The organism is Streptomyces sp. NBC_00273 (assembly GCF_036178145.1).
Taxonomy (GTDB): domain Bacteria; phylum Actinomycetota; class Actinomycetes; order Streptomycetales; family Streptomycetaceae; genus Streptomyces.
This window is the reverse complement of sequence record NZ_CP108067.1, coordinates 287,836-312,869: the sequence shown is the minus strand read 5'-3', so window position 1 is coordinate 312,869 and position 25,034 is coordinate 287,836. Positions and strand designations below refer to the sequence as shown.

Sequence of the window (25,034 nt, the reverse complement as noted above, 5' to 3'; positions counted from 1 at the left end):
AGGTCTGTACCGCAACTAGCCAAATACGATCACAAACTGTCGCGTTCTCGGTTGGTATGAAAGGGAGTTGACCGGTTCCATGCCTTCGGTGCGCCCGCAACGGGCCACCGGAGGAAGGGACCACCTTGTGAAACACGTCAGACGCGGCCTGGCAGCGATAGCCCCGCTCGCCCTCACCGCAGCCCTGTGCGCCGTGGGTGCCTCACCGGTCGCCGCCGCAAGCCCCAAGCCCCCCGCGTCGGCCCCGGGCATCGAGTACACGGCCAAGCCCGGCGACGGTGCTCAGCGCAGCAGCAACGGCAAGGGGACGGCGGAGATGCCGATATCCCCCGACAACCCCGCGGGCACCGAGTGGCTGAACGACTGTCTCGGTTCCTCGGACGCCCAAGACCCCGACGGCCGCGTCTACAACCGGTTCAAGTGGTGCCAGGAATACGAATTCAAGAACAGGTACTACAAGAAGGTGGACGGCAAGCCCGTCCTGAAGGGCACCAACACGATCAAGTTCCAGGCCGCCGCCATCGGCTACAACGACACCCGCGCCACCCGCGTCTTCTTCCGCGCCAAAACCGGCCAGGTCAACTACGACGGGTGGAACCCCTTGGAGAAGCGGACCGTCGCCCCGAACCTGAAGCTGGAGATCACCCCCGAATGCGTGCCGGGCGCCAATCAGCCCACCACTGCCACGTGCGGCGTCGGGCGGTCTCCGGCGAAGATGGAATGGGCCCAGTGGAGCAACTTCCCTGACTGGGTCTACTGGGACGTCTCCTCCATCGGCGGCGAGGGCCAGGACCAGGTCGCCTTCCACCAGTGGCGCCTCTACATGAACGGCGCGAGCCCGGGATACGAGCAGAGCACCGAGCGCGGTGAGGGCCCCCCGATCGGTATCCGCTGCGACTCGGCCGACTACTTCACCCACGGCGTCAAGCGCTACCCGCACGCCTGCATCTACACCGGGGCGCTGCCCTTCCTCACCTACGACGGCAACCACCCCAACATTCGCCAGCACATCCGCGACGCGCAGAACGCCCCGGCCACCGACGGCGTCACCTACCCCAAGGAGAACCACCCCAAGAAGGTCCCCGGCAAGTGGTCGCCGACCGCCGGGTCTCGGGGCGCGCCGCTGCACCGCGTGGTAAGCCGGGGGCAGGGCGGCGCGATCGCCCTGGCGAACGAGGAGGTGAAGAAGGCGGCATGCGGGCAGAAGCGCGCGTCCAACCCGTGGGGCCCGGACTACAACGCCGCGACCGGCCTTCCGCCGTACAACACCTCGGTCGATGACTGCGACGAGTACCCCTTCAGCTCCACCTATGAGGGCGCATCGTCGATCGAATGGGACTTTTCGGTGCGCAACATCGAGCTGGGCGAGAACCGGTCGGCGGGCACCAATCTCAGCAACTTCTATGTCGACGACCGGATCCTTGCCTGGCCCGTAGAGGACCCGTACTGGGTGAACGTCGACTGACGTCACGCTCGGTTGACCGCCGATAGCACAAGTGCGGCCACCGTCCCCACCTCCCCCGGGGCGGTGGCCGCCGCCATTTGGTTCAGGTGGCACGCTCAGCAGAGCGCCGTCCTCGCCGCCAACACGGTCGTCCGCCTACACCGACGCCGCCCGGATCAACGGCCAGTACGCCTGACTATCCAAAACACCCTGTCCTGGGCGGGGGCCGTTCCGCTCTCCACCGCAGTACCGCGCTGCCTATGCGTGCCTTCCGTTCTCGGAAGCTTCCTCGAAGCCCTCGGAGGCAAGTTGCTCGGGGTCGTGGGCTTCCTATTCCGAGACAGGCAGCGACGCTGTGACCCCGATCGTGCTGCCGTGCTTATCGAGGCGGCGTGCGTCGCAGGTCCGGTGCCACTTGGCAAGGGAGGCAGTTGCGATCGTGGTCAGCTCAGGCCCTTCGAGTTCTGTCTGCGTGTCGTCACCAGCCCATGACGTGTCTGCCGTAGGGGTCATTTTCTCCTTGGGCGGCCCGGGTAGGACCCGGCGGAGCGTAGGCAGATGCCATGGCTGAGGAGCGCGAGCCGGACAGCGGCGAGGCTGGTCCTTTCCCGGTTGGCCATGGCTTGCAGGGACAGGTGGTCCTGCTCGTACCAGATGCGCCACTGTTTCAGGCGGGTGGCGGTGTGCTGAGTGCGGCGGAATCGGGGTGGGCTCCAGTCGACGGGGTGCTGGGCCAGCAGGCAGATGACGTGGTAGGTGGTGGTGTTCAGCGTGTGTGCGAGCCGGGCGATGGAGAAGCCTCCGCCGGGCACGGCCTGATGGAGCCGGGTGACCCTGATGCTGCCCGGGTCCGGCCCGGGAAGATCGAGGCGGTGCAGTGCGTGGGCAGGGAGCTGGGGCGTCCACTGGAGCGGTTCGTCGTCCGACCTCCCGGCGGACCTGCAGCGCCGGCTGCGCGCGATGGTCGTCCGGCTCCGCGACGGCGGCACGTCGTGGGCAGACCTCGCGGCCCTGCTGTACGGCGACCCGTCCAAGCAGAGCTCGGCCCGCGCGGTCTACGACGCCGGGGACACTAGCCAGCTGACCAGCAGAGCCCGCCGGGCGGGTGTTCACGGCACGGCGAACTCCTCCAGGAAGCACGAAGCCCCCTTGCCGGGTGCGGGGGTGTGGGTGGCTGTTCGTGTTGAAGGGCGTCGGTGACGTGGTGTGCTCAGCGGTGGTGGGTGGTTGGGGCCGTCGTGTGCTGGTGTGCGCTCGATGACGGTGGATTGGAGTGGGATTCCGGGGCGGGTGGGGCTCGTGGGGGAGGGGCGCAGCATTCGCACGGCGCCATCAGGTGTCGCCGTAGTGCTCCCGCATCACCTCCACCCACCACACGGGCCGGGCCGCCTGGCAGCCGGGGCACCGGCGCCCTGTGACGCGCTCGGCGACGGGGAAGTCGGACCGAGCGGAGCGCACCTGGAGCAGGTCCAAGAGCAGCGGTGCGTGGCAAAGGGGGCAGGGTTCGTCGTACCTGGTGCTGTTCATGCGAGGGAGAGTGCACACACATTGAGGGCCTGGGGTTTCTGCGTCGCCACGGACTCGGGGACGCAGTGTCCGTCGGTATGGGCGGCGCGCCATCCGCCCTGGTCCGAATAGGGTCGTGATCATGGATGAGACGAACATCTACAACCATCGTCCTGATGATGTGAAGTTGGTTCAGGAGGCGGCCGCGGTCGCTGTTTCCTGGGTGCTCGGGGGAGAGCTGACACGGCAACAGTCAGATCTGTTGCAGATCGGCTACCACGCGAACGGCCACGACGCGATGGGCGCGGCAGTGCGGGTCATGCGCTGGGAGCGGGCTCTGCGTGGTGTCCTCGACGGTGCCACCGACAGCGAGGAGAGCCGCCGGCCCGTGGCTGCGGCGAAGGACATGGCGCTGCGGGAGATGCGGCTGCATCTGCATCATGTGGTCGAGATGGACTGGTGGTTTCGCAGCCAGGACTGGCCGGGTTGCCACGTGGTCCTGCGCCGGATCGTCGCTGCCGGCGGACCGGAGGCCCAGGAGGCACCGGGTCCGGCTGGCGCCGCCTTGTAACGCCGGATACCCGGCCCGCTGCCCCCGCCCGGAAACGCGAGCGCGGCCGTCCTGGCCAGGTTTCGACGGAGGCGGCCACGGTCGGGCCCTGTCCCCTCCCGCCCACCGCGGCTGCCGGGCAGGCCCGCCTGTGCTGAGCTGTTTCCGCCCGGCTCATGCCCTGCCTTCCGCGGTCGCTCTGCACCGGCATCGGCTTACCGCTGAACGCTCCGCCCATGCGGGAGAGATGCCCGTCTCACGGCTGTCAGTGGCCCGTTCTAGGGTGGCGTGCATGTCCCATATTGAGCAGAGTTACGGTTTTCCGGCCGCAGTGGCCCCTGCCCGGGAAGGAGCGGTGTTCCCGGCGGGTTCCGGGGGTACGCCTGCCGGGCACGCGGGCGAGAGTTGCGGTGCGCGGTGGCGGACGGACTGGGACAGCAGGATCGAGGCTGTCTCGGGCAACGGCTGGGCCAATGCGGTGGCGAGCGCTGTCCTGGACGGCCGAGAGGTCGCCGTCATCGGGACCGAGGACGCAACGGTGCGGATGCTGGACATGGCCACGGGGCTTCCGGTCGGTGAACCTCTCACCGGCCACGAAGACTCGGTACGGGGCCTGGCGACGGCGGTACTGGACGGCCGTCCGGTCGCCGTCACCGGCAGCGGGGACGGTACGGCGCGTGTCTGGGACCTGGGTGCCGGCGAGCAGATCGCGCAGATGCTCGAGCTCTACAGGGGCCCGGTGAACGCGGTTGCGACAACGGTCCTGAACGGCCGTCCGGTGGTGGTCACGGCCGGCGATGACGGGACGGCGCGCCTGTGGGACCTGGCCACCTGCGAACAGATCGGCGACCATCTGGTCTACGCCGACAGTGAGGTGTGGGCGGTGGCCACGGCGGTGCTGGGCGGCCGCCCGATCGCCGTCACCAGTGAGGACGAGGGACCCCTGCAGGTCATCGACCTGGCCGCCGGCCGGCCGCTGGGGGAGCTGACCGGTCATGACGGACCGGTGCAAGCCGTGGCGACGACCGTGCTGGACGGCCGCCCGATCGCCGTCACCGGGGGCGCGGACCACACGATGCGGGTATGGGACCTGGCCACCTGCGAACAGATCGACAGCTGCCCCACCACTGAGCCGTTCGCGATTTCGGCCGGACTGGTGGACGGCCGTCCGGTGGCGGTCACCAGTGCCCAGTACGTCCTGGCCGACGGGCCGCGCTACGACAACACGGACCGTGTCCTGCGGGTGTGGGACCTGTCCTGCCGGGAGCCGGCCGGACAGGTGGTGGACGGTCCGTGGTTCTCCGAAGCCCAGACCATGACACCCCGAGGCCGCCTGCTGGTCTCCTCCTACGCGGGACTCGCCGCGCTCATCCACCACTGACAAGCCCGCCGCAACGGTCATCCGGAAATCAGCAGAAGGCCGCGTGTTGGCGTGGCTGTGGAGGAGCGGAATGCCGTCGGTGATCGGGCTGCTGGAGGAGCGGGAACGAGCTGCCGCTCAGCGGGTGGAAGTGCTGCGGGCGGAGGCGGACCGGGTGCTGGTCGCGTTGCGGGAAGCGGAACTCGACTGGGAGCGGTTCGTTGTCTCCCGGGAGACCGTGGTCGAGGTTCTCGCCGGCCCGGATAGCGTGGAGGAGGCTGACACGCTGGCGTTGGGGGATTCTGAACCGTCGCCGTCGCCGTCGCCGTCGCCGTCGCCGTCGCCGTCGCCGTCGCCGTCGCCGTCGCCGTCGAGTGCGGTGCCGGGGTCGGTGGTGCCCGCATGGTGTGAAGGGCTCGTGGTGGCGGTGCTGTCGGCGGAGTATCAGCGGATCACGGCGGTCCTGGCCGCTGCGGAAGGGGCACTGTCCTGCAAGGAACTCGCTGCCGGGCTCGGGGTGGAGCCGGTGGCGGCGAAGGTGGAGGGGTGCGGTCGAAGGCGAACCGTCTGGTGCGGCGAGGCTGGCTGGTCAAGTAGCCCTCGGGCCGGTTCGCGCTCAGCACCGGTGTGCGAGGCGGCGGGTCATGAGCATCGTCAGCGACCACAGGATCATCGCCTCACTGGAGTCGCACCGGCGCTCGAAGTCGCGGGACAGAAGCCGTGAGCGCAACAGCCGCCCGAAACTTCTCTCCACCACCCACCGCTTCGGCAGCACCACGAACCCCTTCACGTCATCACTGCGCTTGACGACGGTGACGATCAGCCGCAGGACGGCCAGGGCCCAGACGACCAGGACGCCGGTGTAGCCGGAGTCCGCCCACATCTTCGTGATCGTTGGGAACCGTGTCCGCAGCGCGGGCAGCATGTCGGTGGCGGCCTGCCGGTCGGTGACATCCGCGGGCAGCACCCGGATGGCCAGGAGCAGGCCGATCGTGTCGCAGATCAGGTGCCGGCGCCTTCCGTTGATCTTCTTGGCTCCGTCATAGCCGCGGCTGTCGGCCCCCACCACCGCGTCGGCCTTCACCGACTGTGAGTCGATCACCGCGGCCGTCGGCTCCGGATCGCGCCCGGCCGCCTCGCGCACTTTCCCCCTCAGCCGGTCGTGGAGCTCACCGATCAGCCCGCATCGGCGCCAGCGCCGCCAGAATGCGTAGACCCGGTCCCAGGCGGGAAAGTCGACCGGCAGATTGCGCCACTTGATGCCGTTGTCGACAACGTAGAAGACCGCGTCCAACATCACGCGATGGCAGTAGCTCTCCGGCCTGCCACCCCGGCCCTCCATCCATGCCGGCACCGGCAGCAGCGGCCGGATCTCCTGCCACTCGGTGTCCGTCAGGTCCGTGCCATAGGCCCGGACCCGGTCGGGCTGATCAGCCGCGTTCCCGAACCGGTGAACGAGGCAATCGCACGCCCCGCCGGACGAGTTGAACCGGACACCCTCGACCACGTACAACGGTGACAACAGGGCCTCCTGGCGTGATCGGTGTCTCAGCAACTCCGAACTGCACCAGAGGCCCTGTCTTCATGCACGGCCACGGCAGAATCACCCGCCCCACCGGCCACTTTCGATCACACCGCACTCAAGATCGATAGGACAACGGCTTCTGACACCAAACCGGTGCGTCGCAGCCGGGGCCTTGTGCCGTGAGTGGTCCGGTCATGACGTGAAGGTCCACTCCAGGGTCGGCATGTCGTGGCAGGTCCACTGCTGGGCCCGGGCGCCGTCGATCATCTGCGAGTCCTCGATCTCCAGGCACTTGCCGCTGTTGCGGTTCTTGAGCCAGTAGCCCCACTTTCCCTTGACGAGGTCCCAACGCATCGTAGGCATGTCGTGGCAGGTCCACTGCTGGGCCCGGGCGCCGTCGGTCATCTGCGAGTCCTCGATCTCCAGGCAGATACCGCTGTTGACGTTGCGAACTTCCCAGCCGTTTCCGGCCCAGTGCAGGTTCCATCGCATGGTGGGCATGTCGCGGCAGGTCCACTGCTGGACGCGAGCGCCGTCGGTCCGCAGTGAGTTCTCGATCTCCAGGCACTTGCCACTGTTGGCGTTTACCAGCGGGCCCTTCCAGTCGGCGGTCTGGGTCTGCTGGAACCAGGAGGCCAGGTCGTCGACGCGGACGGAAAGGGCGCTGGTGCGGGTCTCGGCTGCGGGGGACCCGAGACAGCCTCCCTGCCAGGACCGGGAGTTGACACCGACAATCTGTCCGTCGGCGTTCAGGAGTGGGCCGCCCGTGTCTCCCTTGCACAGAACGTCTGTGCCCTTGCCGGTGATCCCCAGGCCTGTGGGAGTGCTCGCGTCGAGAGTGAACGTTCCGGAGCGGAGCTTGTCCGGCACCCACTCGGTTCTGGTTCGGCCGAACCCGGCCGCGGTCAGATCGGTGCTCACGGCCGGCAGGCCAAGCGCCCGGATCGCGGGCCGGACAGTGGTGACGGGAGTGACGAGCCGGATCAGGGCGAGATCTCGGTCGTCCCGCGGGACGATCTCAAGGATGTCCGCTGTCGTGCCGTCGCTGAGCGCGGCCGTGGCCTTCAGGGCCGGCCTGCCGGCTGGGACCGGCGTGCCGGGGGTGGCCGCGAAGCAGCTCGCGGCGGTCAGGACCCACAGCTGATGGATGAGAGTACCCGTGCAGGCACGTGCATGGTCTTCATCGCCGATGGCGAGTTTGACGACGGCAGCAAGCTGTCCGGCGGCCGTTTCGGGGCCGCTCACGGCCATGGCGGGAGTCACCGGCATGGCGAGGGGCAGCAAGACCATGGTGAGTACGGTCAGCAGGCCGGGGGTCCGCGCGGTGCGCGGGCGGGGCGCAGGCATGTCTCTTCCTTCGGCAGGCGTGTGCGGGTTTGCGGGCTTCATCCGTCTGCGCCAAGGCGTGGCGAGGTCCCCGACCGGATGTGGCAGGCCGGGAACCTCGCAGAACACCGGTGGCCGGTCAGATCCTCCAGACCTGGTCGGCGTACTGCGCGTCGCAGTCGACCTGCACCACGGGGGCGCCCCACTCCGGGGTGCGCCACGATACGTACATGCACAGGTTGTTCAGTGAGTTGCGGATCTGGTAGCCCCCACCGGCAACGGGATCGAGCTTCCAGACCTGGTCGGCGTACGCGGGGTTGCAGTCGTACTGCGTTACGGGCGCGCCCGGCTCCGGGGTGCGCCACGACACCAGGAGGCATCGGTTGTTGTGGGTGTTGCGGATCTGGTAGCCGCCACCGGCGACCGGCTCGAACTTCCACAGCTGGTCGGCGTACTTCGGGTCACAGTCGGCCTGCTGGGCTGGGGCGCCGTTGTCGGGCGTGCGCCAACCGACGAACAGGCAGAGGTTGCTGTGGGCGTTGCGGACCGAAGCGGTGGTGAGGCCGGCCTGCCGTACCCAGTCGGCGAGGCCGTCGACGCGCGTGGAGATGGCTCCCGTACGGGTCTCCGTGGCGGGCGTGCCCAGGCATCCCCCCTGCCAGGAGCGGCTGTTCACGCCCACCAGCTCGCCTGCGGCGTTCAGCATCGGGCCGCCCGTGTCGCCCTTGCAGAGGGCGTCTGCGCCCTTGCCGGTGACGGTGAGGGAGGTGGCGTCGGTGGCGGTGACGCTGAAGGCGCCGGTGTGGAGCTTGCCCGGTACCCACTCGGTCTTGGTACGGCCGAACCCTGAGGCCGTCAGGTCGGCGCCGGAAGCCGCGGCCGAGGTGGCAAGCCGAGCGGTCCTGATGTCGGTGACGGGCGTGGCCAGCCGGACGAGGGCGGCATCGCGGTCGCTGCGCGGGGCTATCTCGGTGACTTCGACAGCCTGGCCGTTGCCCAGGATGGCCGTGGTCTTGAGGGCCGGCTTGCCGGCGGCGACCTCGCTGCCGGGTACGGGCGCGAAGCAGCTGGTGGCGGTCAGGACCCAGAACCGGTCGACCAGAGTGCCTGTGCAGGCACGGGAGTCGACTTCGCCGCCCAGTTGGAGCCGCACCGCGTAGGGGTGCGTGTCGGCGGCGGGCTCGGGACCCGTGACCGCCGTCGCGGAAGTCGCGGGGACCATCACGAGAGTCGTTAACGCGGTGGCGGCCAGGGCGCCGCTGATCCGCGCCGCGCGCGAACGGAATGCGAGCATGCTTCCTCCTTGAATTCGAAATTCCGGCACACGGCGATGCTCCGTCGCGTGCTCATGTCTGGTGGGGCGTCGACCGGAGATTCGACCTGCTCGCGCAACCGTGCTTTTGCGGCGCCGGCGACCGAGGCGAAAGGCCTTCGGGCGGCAGCGCACCATCCCGAAAGCGCCGATTCTGCATCGGTGGATGCACGCAGATGGAATCCGCGGCCCTGATGCGTTCCGCCACGGATACGGACGACGGGCGGGGGTTCCTAAAAGCGGGGCTGGACCGGGTGATGCCGCCCCCGGTGTCCACCCGGGTTACGGGCGTTGCGGAAAGCCGGATCATGAAGTCTCCCCCTGGGTCGAGGCTCCACAGGCTGTCGGCAGCCGCCCACTGCGCCATCATGCACGCTCAAGATCAGCGGCGCAATTGCCGCACAGCCTACGCTGCGCCGGCAGTCGGGCGTCGGGCGCAGGCCGCGGCATGACCGGGCTCAGCATCGGCTACCACGCGTCGGCCCGCAAGCGGATTCCACAATGATCAGTTGCTACCGCATGCAATCGGACTGCCCGTCAGAACAAGGCTGAACTACGTCTTCTGATTTCAGTTCGATCGACTCACCAAGGGGCCCCGGGACACCCATTGGCTCGTTTCCGGACAGTCTCGTCTGAAAATGATCGCCAATCAACCACGGTTGATTTCCAGATTGCCGCGGCATACGGTGATCGCATTCGCACTGCAGACCGATGTCGCAGTCGCCCAACCACCTTCACTGAACAGCGCGATGGGGATGCCGCTGTCATGCCTGCGCCGCTGTTCGAAAACGGGGGAAACCATGAACGACTTACCGCCGGCATTCTGGAGCAGGCGCCGGGTTCTCAGCACCGCGGCCGGTGTCGCAGCCGTTCCCGCGCTGCCTTCCCTCCTCACCCTGGCCGCCGCGCCCGCGCGGGCCGCCGAGGGCACGAGCGGGGCCACCGGCCTGCCCGGCACCGACCGGGGCAAGGCAGTATGGGCGTACAAGACCGGGGGCCGTGCCGTCCGCGAAGGAGCTGCCGCAGCACTCGCCGGATCCCCCGCGTTCGTCACCGCGTTCCTCACCTCGCAACTGCCCGCCGCCAAGGCGGACGACAACCGTTTCGCGATCCTCTCCGCCCTTCCCTACGCGGGGAAGTCGGTGCAGCAGGCGGCCGGTGCGGCACTGTCCGCCGGCGAGGGCGCCGTCGCCGCTTTCCTGGCGGGCGGTTACTCGAAGGCGCTCGAGACGGATCTGCGGGCCGCCGTCTTCACCGTCATGAGCTACAGCGGTCGCGGCGTCAAGCGTGCGGCGACGAAGGCGCTGGACCTGGGGACGGCGAAGGCGTACGACACCTTCCTGACGACCACCCAGTACACCGCGCAGCAGGAGGACGACCGGTTCGAGGTCTTCTCCGTGCTCTCCACCGCCTCGCCGGAGGTGAAGAAGTACGCGGAACGGGCTCTCAATGAGGGGACGCCCGAGGCGATCCGCCAGTTCCTGAGCGCCGGCCAGCACATTGCGCGGGCCCGTGACGAGGAAGCCGCGACCATCGACCAGTTGGTCGCCATCGTCGAGCGGGAGGGCCTGCGGGCTCAGTTGCAGACGGAGCAGGCCGTCGCCGCCTCCGACAACGCGAAGAAGGCCGCCTCCGAGGCCAAGGCCGCCGCGCTGAAGGCGGCCGACGAGGCGAGGGCTGCCCAGCAGGACGTGGGCAAGGCGGCCTCGGCCGCGAACGACGCGGCGAGTGCCGCCCGCGGCGCCGCGGACGCCGCTGCCACCGCGATCGGGGCCTCCCGCATGGCGCAGGCCGCTTCCGGTCGGGCCGCGTCTGCGGCGCAGGCCGCGGCTGCCGCGGCGGCGTCCGCAGGCAACGCGGCCGCGCGCGCCTACCACGCCGCGATCGCCGCCTCGGCGGACGCGAGCAAGGCCGGCGCCGCACGCCAGGCGGCGCAGGGAGCGCGCGCGGCTGCCGAGCGCGCGACCACCGCGGCCGCCGCGGCCGATCAGGCGGCTTCCGCCTCGCAGCAGGCGTCGGCGGCCGGTTCCGCCGCGGCGGGTGCGGCCCAGAACGCCGCGCAGGCTGCCAACGCCGCTGCTGACGCCGCGAGTTCGGCGGGCATCGCGCAGTCGCAGGCCGCCAAGGCGCGGCAGGCTGCCGCCGAGGCCGACGCCGCCGCCGCGCGGGCCACGCGGGCCGCGAGCACCGCGCAGTCGCTCGCGAACCGGGCGGCAAGCGCCGCACGTGTCGCCCGTGACGCTGCCCGCAGTGCCGCCGCCCACGCGATCAAAGCTGCGGAAGCGGCCGAGGAAGCGGCGGACAACGCGGGCGAGGCGATCGAGTACGCCAAGCGGTCCACGGCCTACGCGGAGGCCGCGATGGATGCGGCCACCACCGCCGCCAACGCGATCAAGGAGGCCCAGGCGGTCGAGGTCGCGGCCCGCGCCGCTGAGAGCGCCCGTATCGAGGAAGACACCAAGCTCGGTGTCCTGGAGGCGCGGCTGCGGGCTCAGGCGGAGACCGAGGACGCGGTCCGGGCCGACCGGGCGCGGACACAGGCGGACCAGACCACGACGGAGACCAAGGACCTGATCGCCGCCGCGGAGGCGGCGTTGAAGGCAGGCGCCCCCGACACGGCCGCGTCCGGCCGGAAGGCCGCCGTCAGGCTCCTGAACTCGGGCGGTACGTGGACGCGGGAGGCCGCGGAGTTCGCTCTTGCCGGCACCGACGCCGACGTGGCCAACTGGATCGACACCGACCGCCTGCTCGCGCAGAAGCAGGACGACCGCGAGAACGTCGTCGCCGTCGCCCGGGTGACGACCTCCGCGGTCGCCGGGGCCGCACATCAGGCCCTGGCCAGCGGCGACCCCGACGCCGCCCGGAGGTTCCTCGATCAGGGTGTGATCGAGGCGGCCGCCACGGACAACCGGGTCACGGTATTCAGGATCTTGGGCGAGAACCCCGGCAAGGCCGTCACGGCGAAGGCCGAGGCGGCGCTGCGCGACGGCAGCGCCCAAGCGCTGCATCGCTTCCTCAACATCGAGCTGGCGGAGGCGGTCAAGGAGGACGACCACGTCGAGGTGTTCCGCCTCCTCGGCAGCGACGGCCCCTACATGCAGTCCGCGGCGAAGATCGTGCTGGAGGGCTCCGCCCGCATGCGGCGCTACTTCGTGCTGCACGACCAGTACAACATCGCCCGCCTCGACCACGACCGGGCCACTCACATCGCCGCGATTCGGGCCTCCATCGCCCACGGCGCGCGGATCGCCGCGAAGGCGCAGCAGGACGCCGCACTCGCCGCCCAGGCGGCGGCCGAGGCGCGCCAGGCCGCGCAAGAGGCCTCTGACTGGGCGCTCAAGGCGCAGGGCTACGCCCAGGACGCCGCGGACTCTGCCAAGGAAGCGCGTGACAGCGCGGACGCGGCCGACAGGTCGGCGGCCTCCGCCGCGCAGTCGGCGCAGCAGGCGAAGAGCGCGGCGTCCGTCGCCCGTGGCGCCGCCCGCACGGCGAACTACTCCATGCGGCGCGCCGTGGCGTCCGCGCAGCAGGCGGTGGCCTACGCGGCCGATGCGCAGTCCTCCGCCACCCAGGCGCAGGCGTCGGCCCAGCAGGCGGGCAAGGACGCGCAGGAAGCCGCCACGGCCGCCAGTGACGCCCATCGGATCGCGACCGCGAAGCGGGACGCCGAGATCGTGGCCGCGGCGAAGCAGGCCGCCGTGGAGGCGAAGCAGCACGAGCAGGCGGGGACCACCCCGGCCACGGAGGCCGACGACGACGGCGACACCAAGCTCTGGGGGCTGTGGCCGGAGGACGTCAAGGACACCAAGGACTGGGCCCTGGTCACGGGCCACTGGAGCACGGTCGCCGGAGGCGCTGCGGTCGTCCTGGGCGTCGGCGCCCTGTTCTTCCCGCCCCTGGCCGCGGCCGCCGGCGTCGTCGGCCTCGTCTCCCTGGGACTCCAGGGGGCGAGCGCGCTGCTCAACGGCATCAGCTACGGCTGGGACGACGCGCGGTTCCACCAGGCACTCGGCGCGTTCGTGCTCGGTGGCATCCTGACCGGCAAGGGGAAGCTGCTCGGCAAGATGGGCGAGCAGGTGTCCAAGACGGTCGGCCAGAAGGTGTCCAGTGCCGCGGGCGCGGTGGCCGACGCGACGACCACCGTCGTCGGCTGGCTCACCTGGTAGACCGTCACCTCCCCGGGTGGGCGGGAAGGGCACCTAGTCTCTCCCCGCCCGCCCGGGTCGTACACGCGCCGCACACGACAAGGGATTCCATGCTGACCTCGAACCTGTCCGCCGGTCAGTGGTGGATCGCCGCGCTCGTGTCCGGCCTCGCCCTCGGCCTGGCCGCGCAGTCCATGACCACGACCCCACGGGACCGGCTGATCGCCTGGTCGCTGCCCCTGGTCGGCGCCGTGTCCATTGCCGGCGGCTCCGCCGCACGCGGTTACGCGGGCAGGACACCGCTGGTGCTCTACACCGCCACCATGATCATTCTGGTCATTCTGAGAATCGTCTTCGCCGGGTACGTCACCCGCCAGCTCGACCTGAAGCGCGCGGGGAAACCCATGGAGGACATGTCCCGCGGACAGACCTTCGTGTTCCTCCTCGCATTCCTGGCCGCGCTCATCGGCGTCGCCTATCTCATCTGAAGAGCCGTTCCGACAAAGACAAAGAAGGAAGAACGATGAAGATCTCACGACGGATCATCGCCACGGCCGCAGCGACCGCGATCTGCGCCGCAGCGGCGGTGACCATCGCGACCGCTCAGACCCCCCAGGCTCCCGCCGCGGTGCCCGTGGCCGCCGATGGCCCCGGCTACGCCATCGAAACGTTCGAGTACCCCGACGGCGCGCGGATCGGTGCCGAACTCGGCATCGTCCTCAAGCGGGGCGACGGTCACATCATGCTCGCCGACTGCGCCTCCTCGGAAAGCCAGATCCAGGTCTTCTCCCGGACCAACGGGACGATCTGCTTCCGCGCCGCCGGCGGCTCGGGCCAACTGACCGTGGAGATCCCCGCCGTCTACGGCATCCGGGGCGACGCCACCCACCAGACGAGCGTCACGCTGACCGCGGAGGGTGCGCCCGAGCAGAACATCGACGTGGACAAGAACCAGTGGAAGCCGGTCGGCGAGGCCGCCGACCCCCAGCGACGCGACCACGTCCTCGTCGACATCCGCACCACCAAGTAGCACCGCCCTGGCCACGAGAGTCCTCTCGTGGCCAGGGCGCAGGCCCACCGACCGTCGCGGGGTGGATCACGCTCGACTGCGCCCCCGCACTCACCGCTGTCCTACCTTCTTCTTGTGGGTCTGAACTGGTCATTCGTAAGATCGGTGGGACCCAGGGGTCCTGGGTATGGCTGGCACAGTGACGCCGTTGGATGGCTCAGGAGACTTGGCCGCCCGGGGCCCCGCGACGACTCGACCGCTAATTGAGGAAGTTTCATCGTGATTCGTGCAGGTCACCAGGCCCGGTGACCAGCACGAATCACGATGAAACTTCCTCATTCAGCAACGGAGTCTCTAGGGACCGCAGTGACCCCATCGGGGCGGCATGAGGACGCGCCCCTTGGTTCTGACGCACCGTCGGATTCCGGGCACTCCCGGGCACCTGGCGGTGCGCGAGATCGGGGAATCCGCGGGGTGACCCGGGGCTACTCCGGGCACACCAAGTGTGGTCATATCCCGAGGGATTGCTGTGAAACCGCAGGTCAGGCGTACTCCCTTACTGCTACCTGTTCCCTTCCTCTGGAAGTACCACTGCCCGTCTCCCGCTCGGTCGGCCGGGACAGAGCGATGATCCGTGCCCCGCGGGGGTTGAGCCGCTCGGTGAACCGCTGGATCGTGCCGCCCTTGCCTGCCGCGTCCCGGCCCTCGCAGATCACCACCAGCCGGGCACCGGTCTCCCGGACCCAGCGTTGCAGCTTCAGCAGCTCGATCTGCAGGATCCGCTTGGTCCGCTCGTACTCCGCACGACGGATCTTGCGCTCGTACGGGTAGTTCTCCCGCCAGGTACAGATCGGAGCGCCGGCGGAGTCTACTGACCTTGTAGTTGTGGTGTCGTCAGGATGAGTCCGGTTCCGGTGAGGTATCCGTCGATGATGTCGCTGCGGTACTGGATCTGGCGGAGGCCGTGTCGAAGTCGGCGGATGAGGTGGTCGGGGTCGGTGAAGGCGGTGTTCGCCTGGCTGGTCCGGCGCAGAACGGACCAGATGCCCTCGACGGGGTTGAGGTCGGGTGCGTAGGGCGGCAGGTGGTAGGCGGTGACCCAGTCGTGCGCTTCGATGAAGGCCCGCATGCGGCGGTCTTTGTGGACGTTGAGGTTGTCCCATATGAGGACGATCGGTCCGTCGAGCTGTTGGTGGGCGGCGATGAGGAGGTCGCGATACTCGGTCCAGGCGAAGCTCTTGCGGCCCCCGGCCTTGTGATCGGTATGCCGCTTCGGCCGGTAGATCAGGCGGGAGCGTTCGCCGGGTTTGTAGCAGCACAGGGCAGCGATGGAGAAGCGGCGTTGGGAGCGTCCGCGGGACCCGGATGACCGGGGTGATTCCGCGGCGGCTCCAGGTGCGGGAGGTCGGCGGCGTCATCGAGAATCCGACTTCGTCGCTGAGTAGGCCCGGGGCGCGGTGCCGGGATTGCTCCCAGTCCGTTTCCCCGGACCTCTCGCCGAACCCGCCGTGCCCATTACTAGGCAACGGGCTCTCCACGGTCTCTGCCGTCAGGTGGTTGCAGGGGTCCAGGGGGTGGGGATCGTGTTGCCGCGGTAGCGATACCGGGTGACCGGGATCGCGCTGATCTTCCGCAACTCGATCTCGCCCGCGCTGATCGGCCGCCACCGCCCGGTGGGGGTGGTGAGCCGTCTGCGGACGTCCGTCCAGTTCCAGTGATGCCGCTCTTGCAGCAGCCGGATGACTCGCCACCAGACGAGGTTGTCCAGGTTGCTGAAGGTGCGCTTCGCGACGGCATGCCTGAAGTAGTTGGCCCATCCGTGGGTGACCTGGTTGAGGTTCACCAGGACCACGGCCAGGTCCTGCTGCGACGTTCTGTGGGTGAGAGTACGGATCTTCGCCTTCACCGATCGGACGGGCTGGTCGGCGATGAAGGTGTAGACGTACCACTTGTCCGTTCCGCGTTTGCGGCGCCACTGGATGTGGAACCCCAGGAAGTCGAACCCCGCGCTCAGGTGCACCAGTTGGGTCTTGGCTTCCGAGAGCCGCAACCCGATCGGGGCGAGGACCTGGGCGACCTCCTCACGCAGTGCCTCGGTGTCCTGCCTGGTCCCTTTGGCCAGGACGACGAAGTCGTCCGCGTAGCGGACCAGCCGCCACGAGGGCAGGCCCTTGGCAACCCGCCGTTCACGCCGACTGCTGGTGGACAGTTCCCCGTCCGGCTCCCATGCCCGGTGCAGGTGCTCATCGAGCGCCGACAAGGCAATGTTCGCCAGGAGCGGGGAGATGATGCCCCCTTGCGGCGTACCGCTCGCCTCCCGGGCTGAGCCGCACCCCCAACTGCGTCGACACGGCCAGGATTCGCTGATGGGCGGTGTGGTAGCGCAGCAGGGCGGTGAGCACATCCTCATACCCGAAGAGCTCCCCCTTGCCCAGGTCGCGCAGCAGCCGCCAGAAGGCCGTGGGCCGTGACGTGGGACCTCTTGTCGGCGCAGAGAGCGAAGTACTGACAGTAGCTGGAGCACATGCCGAAGATTCCGTCGGCGACGATGACCAGGCCCGAGCCGTCGTCGAAGGGGGTCATCTGAGCCGACACGGCTTTCGGCTGGCCGAGGCCGCCACCGCGCTGCCGCCGCAGCAGCAGTGGTTCCTGGAACAGCTGGAGGCGCTGCGCCGCGAGTAGCGCGGGCGGCGCTCAGCCGACGTTCTGCTCAGGCACTTCCGCCCCCTCCTCCGCCTTCTTCTCCTCGGCCGCGTGGATCGAGAAGGCGGGGTGGTCCCACATCTCCGGCGGCGACGGGTTACCGGGCAACGGGCCCAGCTCCGCGGTGTGTCCTTCGGGCCCGGAGCAGAGCGCGAACGGGCCGGTGAGCGGATGCATCAGCGCGGCGAGATGGGGATCGGCGTGCTGCAGCCACCAGTGGGACATGCCGAGGGCCGCGTCGAGCCGCAGGTACTCGAAGGCCCGCCACAGCGCGGCGATCCGGGCGATCGCCTCGGGATGGGTCCACCAGTCCGGGCACCAGGCCAGATGAACGCCGTCCACCCGACGCTTCACGATCTGGGAGAGGTAGTGGCCGTAGAACTCTTCCACCGACGCGAAGACCATCTCGGCGTCGTCCTCGGCCTCCGGCGGCGGCGCTCCCATGGACGCGGCGGCGCCCTCGTCGACGGGGGCGTCCTGTTTCTCCTGCGGGTCCGGCATGTGTCTCTCCTGTCGAAGCGCACGATCGTGTCTCTTCCGCCGGTCCGGCGGTGCCTGTAGGTCAGGCTTGCCGCAGCCCGTACCGGCGGCGTACGTCCATCGCCTCGGTCCTGCGCCCGCAGCCCTCCAGTAACTGAACCCAGCGGGCCGCCGCTCCCGTCACGTCATCGTTCGGGTGGGGGCCTCGCCCCGACGCCCGGACGTAGTGCTCGGTGGCCTCGCGGGCGAGGGGCAGCGCCCGCAGCAGAGCAGACATCCCTCCGGCCGCAGCGGCGTGGTTGGCCAGTTGCAGCAGATTCCACGCGAGCGCTCTGCGCGCCTCGCCGGAGTGCCTCGCCTCCGGACGCAGCAGAACGACGGCCCGCTTCCTGAGCGGGACCGGATCGCCTCCCCTGCCGGTGGTCTCCCTCAGCCAGGCCACGAGAGCCAGCCCGGCTGCGTAGGGCAGGGCTTCCTTGTCGGGTGCCTCGCGCCAGCGCCGCTCGTACAGCTCCAGCGCTTCGTCCGCCGCCCGCAGCGCTTCCTCGGGTCTGCCGTAGCCCGCCAGGGCTACGGACTGGTCGTGCAGCGCCTCGGCCAGACCGACCTCGTTTGGTGCCGGGTGGAGACGGACGAGTTCGCGCCGAACGCCGATCTCCTCCTCGATCAGGGAGATCGCCTCCTCCCGGCGCCCGGCGCCCTGGTGGAATCCGGCGGCCTTGGACAGGTCGTCGGCCAGATCCCTGCCGTGGGTCACCGGGTTGTCCCTGTACAACGACCGCCCGTACCGGAGTGCCTCGGAGACCGTGTCCACGGCCTCGTCCACGCGGCCCATGTCGTTCAGTACCCAGGACCGGTTGCTGAGCAGGAGTCGCAGCCTGGAGCTGTTCGCCCCGGGGGCGCTGTCGCGCATGAGGTCGTACAGCTCCCGCGCCTCGGCCAGCGTCTCCAGCGCCTGTTCGTTCGGCTGCTCGGTGGCCAGGTTCACCAGGCAGATCGCCAGGCTGTTGTTGTAAGTGTCCGGGTTGTCGGCGGCGAGCCGCCTTCGCAGGGTGACCGCTTCCTGAAGGGTGGCGCGCGTGCCCACCGGGCTGGCGCCCTCCCGCCAGTAGTGCCAGGACACCGAGTTCAGCGTGTGGGCCAGGCCGTCCGCGTGGGCGTCCGGGTTCTCCGTGGCCAGCCGGCGCTCAATGGCCAGCGCCTGCTCCACGATGATCCGGCCCTCCTCGGCGAGCCCGGAGCTCGCTCGGCAGCTGGCGAGGGTGCGCAGGGACGCGGCGTGTGCGGCCGAGTGGGACGGGTCGCGCCCGGCGAGCGCCCGGCGGATGGCGACCGATTCCTCGGCCACGGCCACCGCCTCCGGCAGGCGTACCGCGTCCTCGTAGATCACCGCCAGCGAGTTCAGGGCCTTGGCCAGCAGCTCCGGGTCCGCGTCGTGACCGCTCCGCTCCAGCTTGCGGCACAGCTCCACGGCTTCCTCGGCAAGGGCGAGCGACGTCTGACGGGAACCTGCGGTCCACTGGTCGGAGGCCTGCTGGATCAGGGTACCGGCCAGCACCCGCTCCTCTGCGGGGGACCCGTCGGCGGCTCGGGCGCGCTGGATCACCAGCGCCTCCTCTCCCGCCGCCACGGCCGTACGCCAGTCGCCCGTCCGCGCCTTGCGCCTCGCCCATTCCCCCAAGGCCCAGACGAGCCCGTCCAGGTCGGCCTCCCCGCGCGCGGACTCGCGGTAGCGCTCGACCAGCTGCTGGGTGAGGCGGACGGCGAACCGGGTGAGCGCGTCGGAGGCCTCCGGCAGCGCGGCCGCGGCGGCGCGCAGTACCTCCGCGGCCAGGTCCTGCTGCTCCAGCAGCGCGTCGAGCCGCGCAAGGACGAGGTCGCGCTGCCGGGTGCGGGCGCCGTTGGCGTGGGCCACCACAGACCGGCTCAGTACCGTCAGCGCCTGCACCTGTTGGGCGGCCGTCGCGCCCGCCATCAGGGCGGGCAGCAGCGTCGGCACATCCGCCACGGTGAGCGAGGCCTGGAACTCCGCCACCCGGTCGGGCTGTAGCATCCCCCAGTAGGTGTCCCCGGCTCCGGGGTACAGCCGGCCGATCGCCGCAGCGAGCTCCCACTCCCGCCCCCGGCCGAGGGCCGGCACCCGGGCCACGACCTTCATCGCCTCGTCCTCGTCGGCGGCACCGCACAGCGTCGCCGCGGCGACGACCCGGCGCATCAGGGGCATCGGCAGCGGGCGCTCCCCGTCGGTGGCGAGCGTGCGCGCCCAGTATCGCTCCTCGTGGCGCAGCAGCGTCGCCTCGACCGCCTCGCCGGGCACGATGTCGAGGGGGGCGGGGCCCGCCTGGAGGAGTGCGGCCAGTGCTTCCATCTGGACGTTGAGGGCGGTGGCGTAGCGGCGTCCCGACATGTCCGACGGGACGCTCAGCCCGCCGACCAGGGCGGCCCAGTCGTAGTCCTCTTGGCCGTCGGTGCGCTCCAGGTGCTCGGCAAGTCCGGGCAGCGCCGCGGCGAACGCCTCCCGGCGGCCGTCCGATGTCACGTCCAGCGGGCCGAGTTCGGTGGTCAGCGCGGAGGCGAGGATCTCGTGGGTGGCCACGCCCGTGTCGTACGGGTCGAACTGCCATCCGCCGGACGAGCGGGCCACCAGCAGCACGCGGACGGTTAGCCCGGTTGCGGCCGCCGCGCGGGCCCGGTCGATCAGCCGGCGTATCCAGCGCGGCCTGGACTCCGCGTAGTCGACGACCAGGAGCAGGTCGCGGGCGCAGTCGCCGAGGGCGTGCAGCGCCGAGGCGGGTGTTCCGCCAGAGGGCGGGAATCCGTTGCCACGCAGGTCCTCGTCGGAGAGGTCGCTGCGGAGCAGGCCCGCGGTCCAGCCGGGCTTCGCGCGCACGGCCTCCACGAGCCGCCGCACCAGACGGCTCTTTCCCTGACCGCCGGGTCCGGTGAGGACCCGGACCGTCAGGTCCCCGGCCGGTGCGCCGGGACACGGGCGCGTCCTGCGTGGGGTGAGGCACCACTCCCGCAACTTCTCCCAGTCCTGGACGCGGCCCCGGAACGGGGTGGCTTCCACATCGGCGCGCAACAGCATCGCCGGGGACCGCAGGTCGCGTTCGGGGGCGGCCGGGTCGAGCAGCGGAGCCAGTTCGGCGGGCTCGACGACCGGTGCGCGCGGCCCGTGCGCCGCCTGGGTGCGCAGGGCGGTGCGGAAGCCTTCGTCGGCGACGATCTCGCTGCTGCGGGTGGCGGTGAGCCGGGTGCCGGTTTCGGCGCGCCGGTCCTGCCGGACCACGCCGAGGAGCAGGTCGCCGCTGAACACCGGGGCGCCGGACATGCCAGCCCAGCCCTGGCCCTGGCGGTCCGCGGGCGGCAACGGGTCGTTGCTCAGCAATTCCCAGCGGCGCGCCGATCCGCCGGTGCCGGGGCTGACGCGGCCGGCGAACTGCTCCTCCGTGCGGGCCGGGCCGGTGGTGCCCGCGGGCATGCGCTGGCTGCGCGGATAGCCGTACGAGTCCACCGGATGGGAAGCGGCGCGGGTGACGAGGTCACCCCACCGCTGCGGTTCCGGGTTTGTCGCCCGCGTCGCGGCCGGGCCGCTCACTGCGAGCAGGGCGGCGTCCACGCTCGCGTCGTAGCGCAGCCAGAGCACCCGGGCGTCCCAGGGACCCGGCTCACCGTCGGCCGGAAAAGTGACCGTGGGCGTGCGGACCACGCCCTCCTCAGTGCGCAGGATGTGCGCGGCGGTCAGGACGAGGCCGGGCGCGATCAGGCAGCCGGTCCCGAACGAGCCGGGGCCCGTGCCGTCCCGCCCACGTACCTGCACCACCCGCTCGAACTTCACCGCCACTCCCGGGGCCGGGTCACCGTGCCCTCAGTCGTCGTTGTCGCCGATCTCCACGTCGCCGCCGGAGGCGGACCGGGGATGCAGGGTGAGCTGGATGCGGTGGGTGGTGCTCTCTGCGCGCTCCCGCTTGCCGTCCACGCCGACGACGCCGAACCGCAGGGTGCCGCCGCCGGAACCCGTACGGGTCAGCTGCATGGCGAACTCGACGGTTACGTCACCGACCCGGAACCGGACGTCCGATCCGTCGGCCTCGCGCTGGGCGGCGGCCAGCTGTTCGCGCAGCAGTCCGACCGCGTCGGTCAGATCGAGTCCGTCGCCCTCGCCCACACTGTCACGCTCGCCCACACACGCCCCCTGTCATCGTACAAGTGGCCACAGGATGCCACAGCGGCACCCCGATACCCAGGGGGCGCAGCCCGATCAGCTTGATTGCGACGGCAGTTGGCTCGTCAACGTCCGCAGGAACGCGACGACGGCTCCAGACCGTCAGCAACGGTTCGCGGCCGAGTCAGGCCTGACGGTAACCGTCTGACACCTCCCTCCCGGCTCACAATTTCGTTGCTTGAACTCGTCAATGTTCGCAGTGACGCTGGAGAGGCCGGGTCGTTGAGCCAGGCATGCATCCTCGGTCTCCTCCACGACGATGCCGAACTGGCGGCCGGCGCGCGTAGGACAGCGGCCTTGCGTACCGCGAGTACTTCGGCGGCCTGCTCGGCGTCATCGGGGATGCCCCAGACCGCGATGACCCGCCCCATCAGTGCCCGCGCGTAGGCGGGAGTCTGGAGCAGGCCCGGGACGACGTCCGGTTCGTAGATCCGGAAGTGGCGGGTGCGCTCGTACCGGGGCAGCGCGGCCTCCTGCACCGGCATGAGGCCGTTGCCGAAGACGCGCTTCCACTCGACATACATCTCATGGATGCTGCTCGCGGTCGCCAGCAAGTCCCTGTAGTCCTGCGGGGCGCCGCTGTGCTCGGCGTAGGCGCGCAGGTCAGCCTCGCTGGGCGAGGTGATGCCGCGCTCGATCCGGGAGACCTTTGACTCACTCCAGCCGGCACGGGCCGCGAAAGCCCGTGCCGTCTTGAAACCACCGGCTCTACGCAGGTCCCGCAGGCGTACCCCGAGGCTCCGACGGGCCTCATCGATAGCGGGAACGGCGACGCGACCATGACAGATCGGGCTACGTCGGCTTGTAGTTGGCGTGCGGGACGGCTCGCTCCCATACCGCCGCGAACGCGCTGCGGCACAACCCCAGGACGACGGGATCAGTGGTCAGCTCCCGCCACTCAGCCTTGATCGTCCCATCACTTGCGAAGTGCTGGATGAGAACCTGGGCGTCGTCGAAGATCCAGAAGTCGTTGCCCGGGAAAGCGATCCCCGCGGTGTCGCGGCGAGAGAGCCACCGGATCCGCTGTCACCTTTGCCGGGAACCGGGTGTATTCGCGCCGCCCGGCCATTGCTCATGAGGTGGTCGAGCAGTTGCGCGCGCAGGGCGAGCTGGGACGGATCTGCAAGCTTGTCGGTTACGCCGGAGGACGGTTGCACGCGAGCGGCGAGGTCTCGCCCACCGAGTACCAGCCCGCGTATCTGCTGGCCAAGAAGTTGATCCAGGGCCGCCGGAAGGAGGCACGCGACGCCGCTACAGGGGCGGTGGCAGCGGCGCCTGACCTGCTGCAACCGAAAGTCACCCTGCTTAGAGGTCCTAACAAAGGCGTTGGACGTGGCGGTGGGTGATGAGGCAGGTGGCGAGGCCGAGGAAGGCCTCGTGGATGTCGTCGCGTCGTTCCCATCGGATCCGTAGCCGGCGGAAGCCGTGAAGCCAGGCGATGGTCCGTTCCACGACCCACCGGTAGACGCCGAGGCCGGAGCCGTGTGGGACTCCGCGGCGGGCGATCACGGGTTTGACGCCGAGCGCCCAGACCAGGCGGCGGTACTTGTCGTGGTCGTAGCCGCGGTCGGCCAGAACACTGTCCGGGCGTCTGTGGGGCCGGCCGACGAGGCCGGCGACCGACGGGATCTTGTTCAGCAGCGGCATCAGCTGAGTGACGTCGTTGCGGTTCCCGCCCGTCAGCGAGACAGCCAGCGGGATGCCCTGCCCGTCAACGATCAGGTGGTGCTTGCTACCCGGCCGAGCGCGGTCGACCGGGCTGGGACCGCTTTTGGGTCCCGCCGAGCGGCCCTGACATGGGAGGAGTCGATCACCGCCCGCGACCAGTCCAGCTTCCTTGCGACCCGCAGCTTCTTCAACAGCACCAGGTGCAGTTGGTCCCACACACCTGCCTCGTTCCACGCGGCCAGACGCCGCCAGCAGGTCATCCCGGAACCGAACCCTAGCTCCTGCGGCAGGTACTCCCACTGGATCCCGGTATGCAGCACGAACAGGATCCCGCAGAGTGCCTGCCGGTCCGGCACCCGCGGACGGCCCTCCACCCGCTTCGGCGCCGGATCCGGAAGCAACGGCTCGACGAGCGACCACAATTCATCCGACACGATCCACGGCCGTGACTGGCGTTTCCCCACGACCAGACCAACGACCACCCGAACTGAAAGTCACATGATCAACAACTTCTGTTAGGGCCTCTAAGAACTCCTAACAAAATGATCTTTGAGGTGGTTGGATTGTTCCGGACCGGTGATCTGGGGGTGCGGGGTGGCTCGACCAAAGCCGTGGGAAGTCGATGACGCATTGTGGGTGGTGGTTGAGCCGCTGTTGCCCAAGGTCGAGCGTCGGACCCGGCATGCGGGACGCAAGCGGCATCCGGACCGGCTGGTGTTCCAGGGCATTCTGTTCGTGCTGCATACCGGGATCGCCTGGGAACACCTGCCGCAGGAACTGGGCTTCGGCTCGGGCATGACCTGCTGGCGACGCCTGGCGGAGTGGACCGAGGCTGGCGTGTGGTCCCGGCTGCACGAGGTACTCCTCGCCAGACTCCGCGGCGCGAACGCTCTGGACTTCTCCCGTGCGGCGGTCGATGGGTCCCACATCCGTGCGTTAAAGGGGGACCCAAGACCGGACGAAGCCCAGTGGACCGGGGCAGGATGGGCAGCAAGCACCACCTGATCACCGACGCCACCGGCATCCCGCTTGCAGCCACCCTGACCGGCGGCAACCGCAACGACGTCACCCAGCTGATCCCGCTCCTCCAGGCCGTGCCGCCCGTGCGCGGCCAGCGTGGCCGACCTCGACGCCGGCCTGACGTGGTGCTGGGCGACCGCGGCTACGACCACGACAAGTACCGCCGTCTGGTCTGGGGCCTGGGTGTCAAGCCGCTGATCGCTCGCCGTGGCATCGAGCACGGCTCCGGCCTGGGTACCCAACGTTGGGTCGTGGAGCGCGCGTTCGCTCACCTGCACTGGTTCCGCCGCCTACGGATCCGCTGGGAGATACGCGACGACATCCACGAAGCCTTCCTCACCCTCGGATGCGCGCTGATCTGTTGGCGGCGGCTGCGCTCTGTATTGAGCGGCGCCGCGGGCTAATCACCCCGCTGCGAGCCGGTTGAGGACTTCCACCGGGGTGAAGCTCCAGCCGACGAGGCGCGGTCCGCTCCAGTTGATCCCGATCATGTATCCCTCTTGGGCGGCATCGGGCAGATCGCTATCCCGCCAGGCGTCGAGGGGCATGGACTCAACACGTAGCCCGTGCCCCCAGATCTTCGCCGCCCTCTGGGCGCGGGCCATGGTCGACCAGTAGGGAAGATTCCGCGTGCCGTCCGCGGAGAGGGGAGCCGGGCTTCCCTCGTCATCCCGGACAAACCAGACCACTCCGCTCTGGCGGGCCTCTCGGAAGAACGCTGCCGCTTGCGAACCACTCTGACTCATGCCACGGGAGCCTAG

Annotated in this window: 22 protein-coding genes and 3 pseudogenes; 9 read left to right on the top strand and 16 right to left on the bottom strand. The window is 69.8% G+C overall.

The features are described from left to right. The first annotated feature begins 127 nt into the window (after nt 1-127). On the top strand, nt 128-1,465 hold the full coding sequence (locus OG386_RS01430; RefSeq protein ID WP_328786357.1) for a NucA/NucB deoxyribonuclease domain-containing protein: 1,338 nt from the start codon (nt 128-130) through the stop codon (nt 1,463-1,465). Between the two features lie 488 nt (nt 1,466-1,953). Here the strand turns inward: OG386_RS01430 and OG386_RS01425 are convergent, their stop codons facing one another. Beyond that, on the bottom strand, nt 1,954-2,256 hold the full coding sequence (locus OG386_RS01425) for a hypothetical protein (RefSeq protein WP_328786356.1): 303 nt from the start codon (nt 2,254-2,256) through the stop codon (nt 1,954-1,956). Nucleotides 2,257-2,776: 520 nt separating this feature from the next. Continuing rightward, nucleotides 2,777-2,971, bottom strand: coding sequence for a hypothetical protein (locus OG386_RS01420; protein WP_328786355.1), 195 nt, complete (start codon nt 2,969-2,971; stop codon nt 2,777-2,779). 121 nt (nt 2,972-3,092) lie between these two features. Here OG386_RS01420 and OG386_RS01415 point away from each other — a divergent pair, with 121 nt between their 5' ends. From OG386_RS01415 to OG386_RS01405, 3 genes are all read left to right on the top strand, one after another. Continuing rightward, complete coding sequence (locus tag OG386_RS01415) at nt 3,093-3,521, top strand: hypothetical protein (RefSeq protein ID WP_328786354.1); 429 nt, start codon at nt 3,093-3,095, stop codon at nt 3,519-3,521. 271 nt (nt 3,522-3,792) lie between these two features. Next, a complete protein-coding gene (locus tag OG386_RS01410) occupies nt 3,793-4,881 on the top strand; it encodes a WD40 repeat domain-containing protein (protein WP_328786353.1) in 1,089 nt (362 codons plus the stop codon). Nucleotides 4,882-4,951: 70 nt separating this feature from the next. Further along, a complete protein-coding gene (locus OG386_RS01405) occupies nt 4,952-5,584 on the top strand; it encodes a hypothetical protein (protein WP_328786352.1) in 633 nt (210 codons plus the stop codon). Here the strand turns inward: OG386_RS01405 and OG386_RS01400 are convergent. The 3 genes from OG386_RS01400 to OG386_RS01390 form a co-directional block, all read right to left on the bottom strand. Next, entirely contained in the window at nt 5,477-6,382 is a 906-nt protein-coding gene (locus OG386_RS01400; RefSeq protein ID WP_328786351.1) for an IS5 family transposase, read from the bottom strand. The genes OG386_RS01405 and OG386_RS01400 overlap by 108 nt on opposite strands. A gap of 195 nt (nt 6,383-6,577) precedes the next feature. Beyond that, the gene (locus OG386_RS01395; protein ID WP_328786350.1) at nt 6,578-7,732 is read right to left on the bottom strand and encodes an RICIN domain-containing protein; all 1,155 of its coding nucleotides are present in this window, start codon (nt 7,730-7,732) and stop codon (nt 6,578-6,580) included. 118 nt (nt 7,733-7,850) lie between these two features. Then, the gene (locus OG386_RS01390; protein WP_328786349.1) at nt 7,851-9,005 is read right to left on the bottom strand and encodes an RICIN domain-containing protein; all 1,155 of its coding nucleotides are present in this window, start codon (nt 9,003-9,005) and stop codon (nt 7,851-7,853) included. An 818-nt stretch (nt 9,006-9,823) separates the two neighbouring features. On the opposite strand from OG386_RS01390, the gene OG386_RS01385 reads away from it, so the two are divergent. From OG386_RS01385 to OG386_RS01375, 3 genes are all read left to right on the top strand, one after another. Continuing rightward, nucleotides 9,824-13,189: an ALF repeat-containing protein gene (locus tag OG386_RS01385; protein ID WP_328786348.1), complete on the top strand. Its 3,366-nt coding sequence runs from the start codon at nt 9,824-9,826 to the stop codon at nt 13,187-13,189. Between the two features lie 89 nt (nt 13,190-13,278). Continuing rightward, nucleotides 13,279-13,656 carry a hypothetical protein gene (locus tag OG386_RS01380; protein ID WP_266607623.1) on the top strand — a complete coding sequence of 126 codons (378 nt, stop codon included), beginning with the start codon at nt 13,279-13,281 and terminating at the stop codon, nt 13,654-13,656. A gap of 35 nt (nt 13,657-13,691) precedes the next feature. Further along, complete coding sequence (locus OG386_RS01375; protein WP_328786347.1) at nt 13,692-14,198, top strand: hypothetical protein; 507 nt, start codon at nt 13,692-13,694, stop codon at nt 14,196-14,198. A 555-nt stretch (nt 14,199-14,753) separates the two neighbouring features. Here OG386_RS01375 and OG386_RS01370 read toward each other — a convergent pair. The 3 genes and pseudogenes from OG386_RS01370 to OG386_RS01360 form a co-directional block, all read right to left on the bottom strand. Further along, nucleotides 14,754-15,100: pseudogene (locus tag OG386_RS01370) on the bottom strand (polyphosphate kinase 2); the annotation flags it as partial. Further along, nucleotides 15,046-15,613: pseudogene (locus tag OG386_RS01365) on the bottom strand (transposase); the annotation flags it as partial. The pseudogenes OG386_RS01370 and OG386_RS01365, both read right to left, overlap by 55 nt. Before the next feature lie 113 nt (nt 15,614-15,726). Next, nucleotides 15,727-16,581 (bottom strand): reverse transcriptase domain-containing protein, encoded by an 855-nt coding sequence (locus tag OG386_RS01360; protein ID WP_328786346.1) that lies wholly within the window; start codon nt 16,579-16,581, stop codon nt 15,727-15,729. A 23-nt stretch (nt 16,582-16,604) separates the two neighbouring features. Here OG386_RS01360 and OG386_RS01355 point away from each other — a divergent pair, with 23 nt between their 5' ends. Further along, nucleotides 16,605-16,859, top strand: coding sequence for a hypothetical protein (locus OG386_RS01355; RefSeq protein ID WP_328793574.1), 255 nt, complete (start codon nt 16,605-16,607; stop codon nt 16,857-16,859). 12 nt (nt 16,860-16,871) lie between these two features. Here OG386_RS01355 and OG386_RS01350 read toward each other — a convergent pair whose 3' ends face one another. The 7 genes and pseudogenes from OG386_RS01350 to OG386_RS01325 form a co-directional block, all read right to left on the bottom strand. Next, a complete protein-coding gene (locus OG386_RS01350; protein WP_328786345.1) occupies nt 16,872-17,381 on the bottom strand; it encodes a DUF4913 domain-containing protein in 510 nt (169 codons plus the stop codon). Nucleotides 17,382-17,442: 61 nt separating this feature from the next. After that, nucleotides 17,443-21,198, bottom strand: a complete 3,756-nt coding sequence (locus OG386_RS01345) for a trypsin-like peptidase domain-containing protein (RefSeq protein ID WP_328786344.1) — start codon at nt 21,196-21,198, stop codon at nt 17,443-17,445. Between the two features lie 30 nt (nt 21,199-21,228). Then, entirely contained in the window at nt 21,229-21,546 is a 318-nt protein-coding gene (locus OG386_RS01340; RefSeq protein WP_328786343.1) for a trypco2 family protein, read from the bottom strand. Between the two features lie 104 nt (nt 21,547-21,650). Then, nucleotides 21,651-22,109, bottom strand: coding sequence for a Scr1 family TA system antitoxin-like transcriptional regulator (locus tag OG386_RS01335; protein WP_328786342.1), 459 nt, complete (start codon nt 22,107-22,109; stop codon nt 21,651-21,653). An 84-nt stretch (nt 22,110-22,193) separates the two neighbouring features. Further along, nucleotides 22,194-22,301 (bottom strand): annotated as a pseudogene (locus OG386_RS46760) (helix-turn-helix domain-containing protein); the annotation flags it as partial. A gap of 76 nt (nt 22,302-22,377) precedes the next feature. Further along, nucleotides 22,378-22,605, bottom strand: coding sequence for a DUF6879 family protein (locus OG386_RS01330; RefSeq protein ID WP_328793127.1), 228 nt, complete (start codon nt 22,603-22,605; stop codon nt 22,378-22,380). 294 nt (nt 22,606-22,899) lie between these two features. Further along, nucleotides 22,900-23,717, bottom strand: a protein-coding gene (locus OG386_RS01325) for an IS5 family transposase (RefSeq protein ID WP_443053056.1) whose coding sequence is annotated in 2 segments (ribosomal slippage) — nt 22,900-23,385 and nt 23,388-23,717 — 816 coding nt in all. Because the reading frame shifts where the segments join, the coding sequence is not laid out codon by codon here. 130 nt (nt 23,718-23,847) lie between these two features. Here OG386_RS01325 and OG386_RS01320 point away from each other — a divergent pair. After that, nucleotides 23,848-24,677 (top strand): IS5 family transposase gene (locus OG386_RS01320; protein WP_328793125.1). Its coding sequence is split into 2 segments (ribosomal slippage): nt 23,848-24,193 and nt 24,193-24,677, totalling 831 coding nucleotides; the frame shifts between segments, so codons are not numbered across the junction. On the opposite strand, the gene OG386_RS01315 is transcribed toward OG386_RS01320, so the two are convergent. After that, nucleotides 24,678-25,019, bottom strand: a complete 342-nt coding sequence (locus tag OG386_RS01315; RefSeq protein WP_328786341.1) for a DUF2750 domain-containing protein — start codon at nt 25,017-25,019, stop codon at nt 24,678-24,680. Nucleotides 25,020-25,034 lie beyond the last annotated feature (15 nt).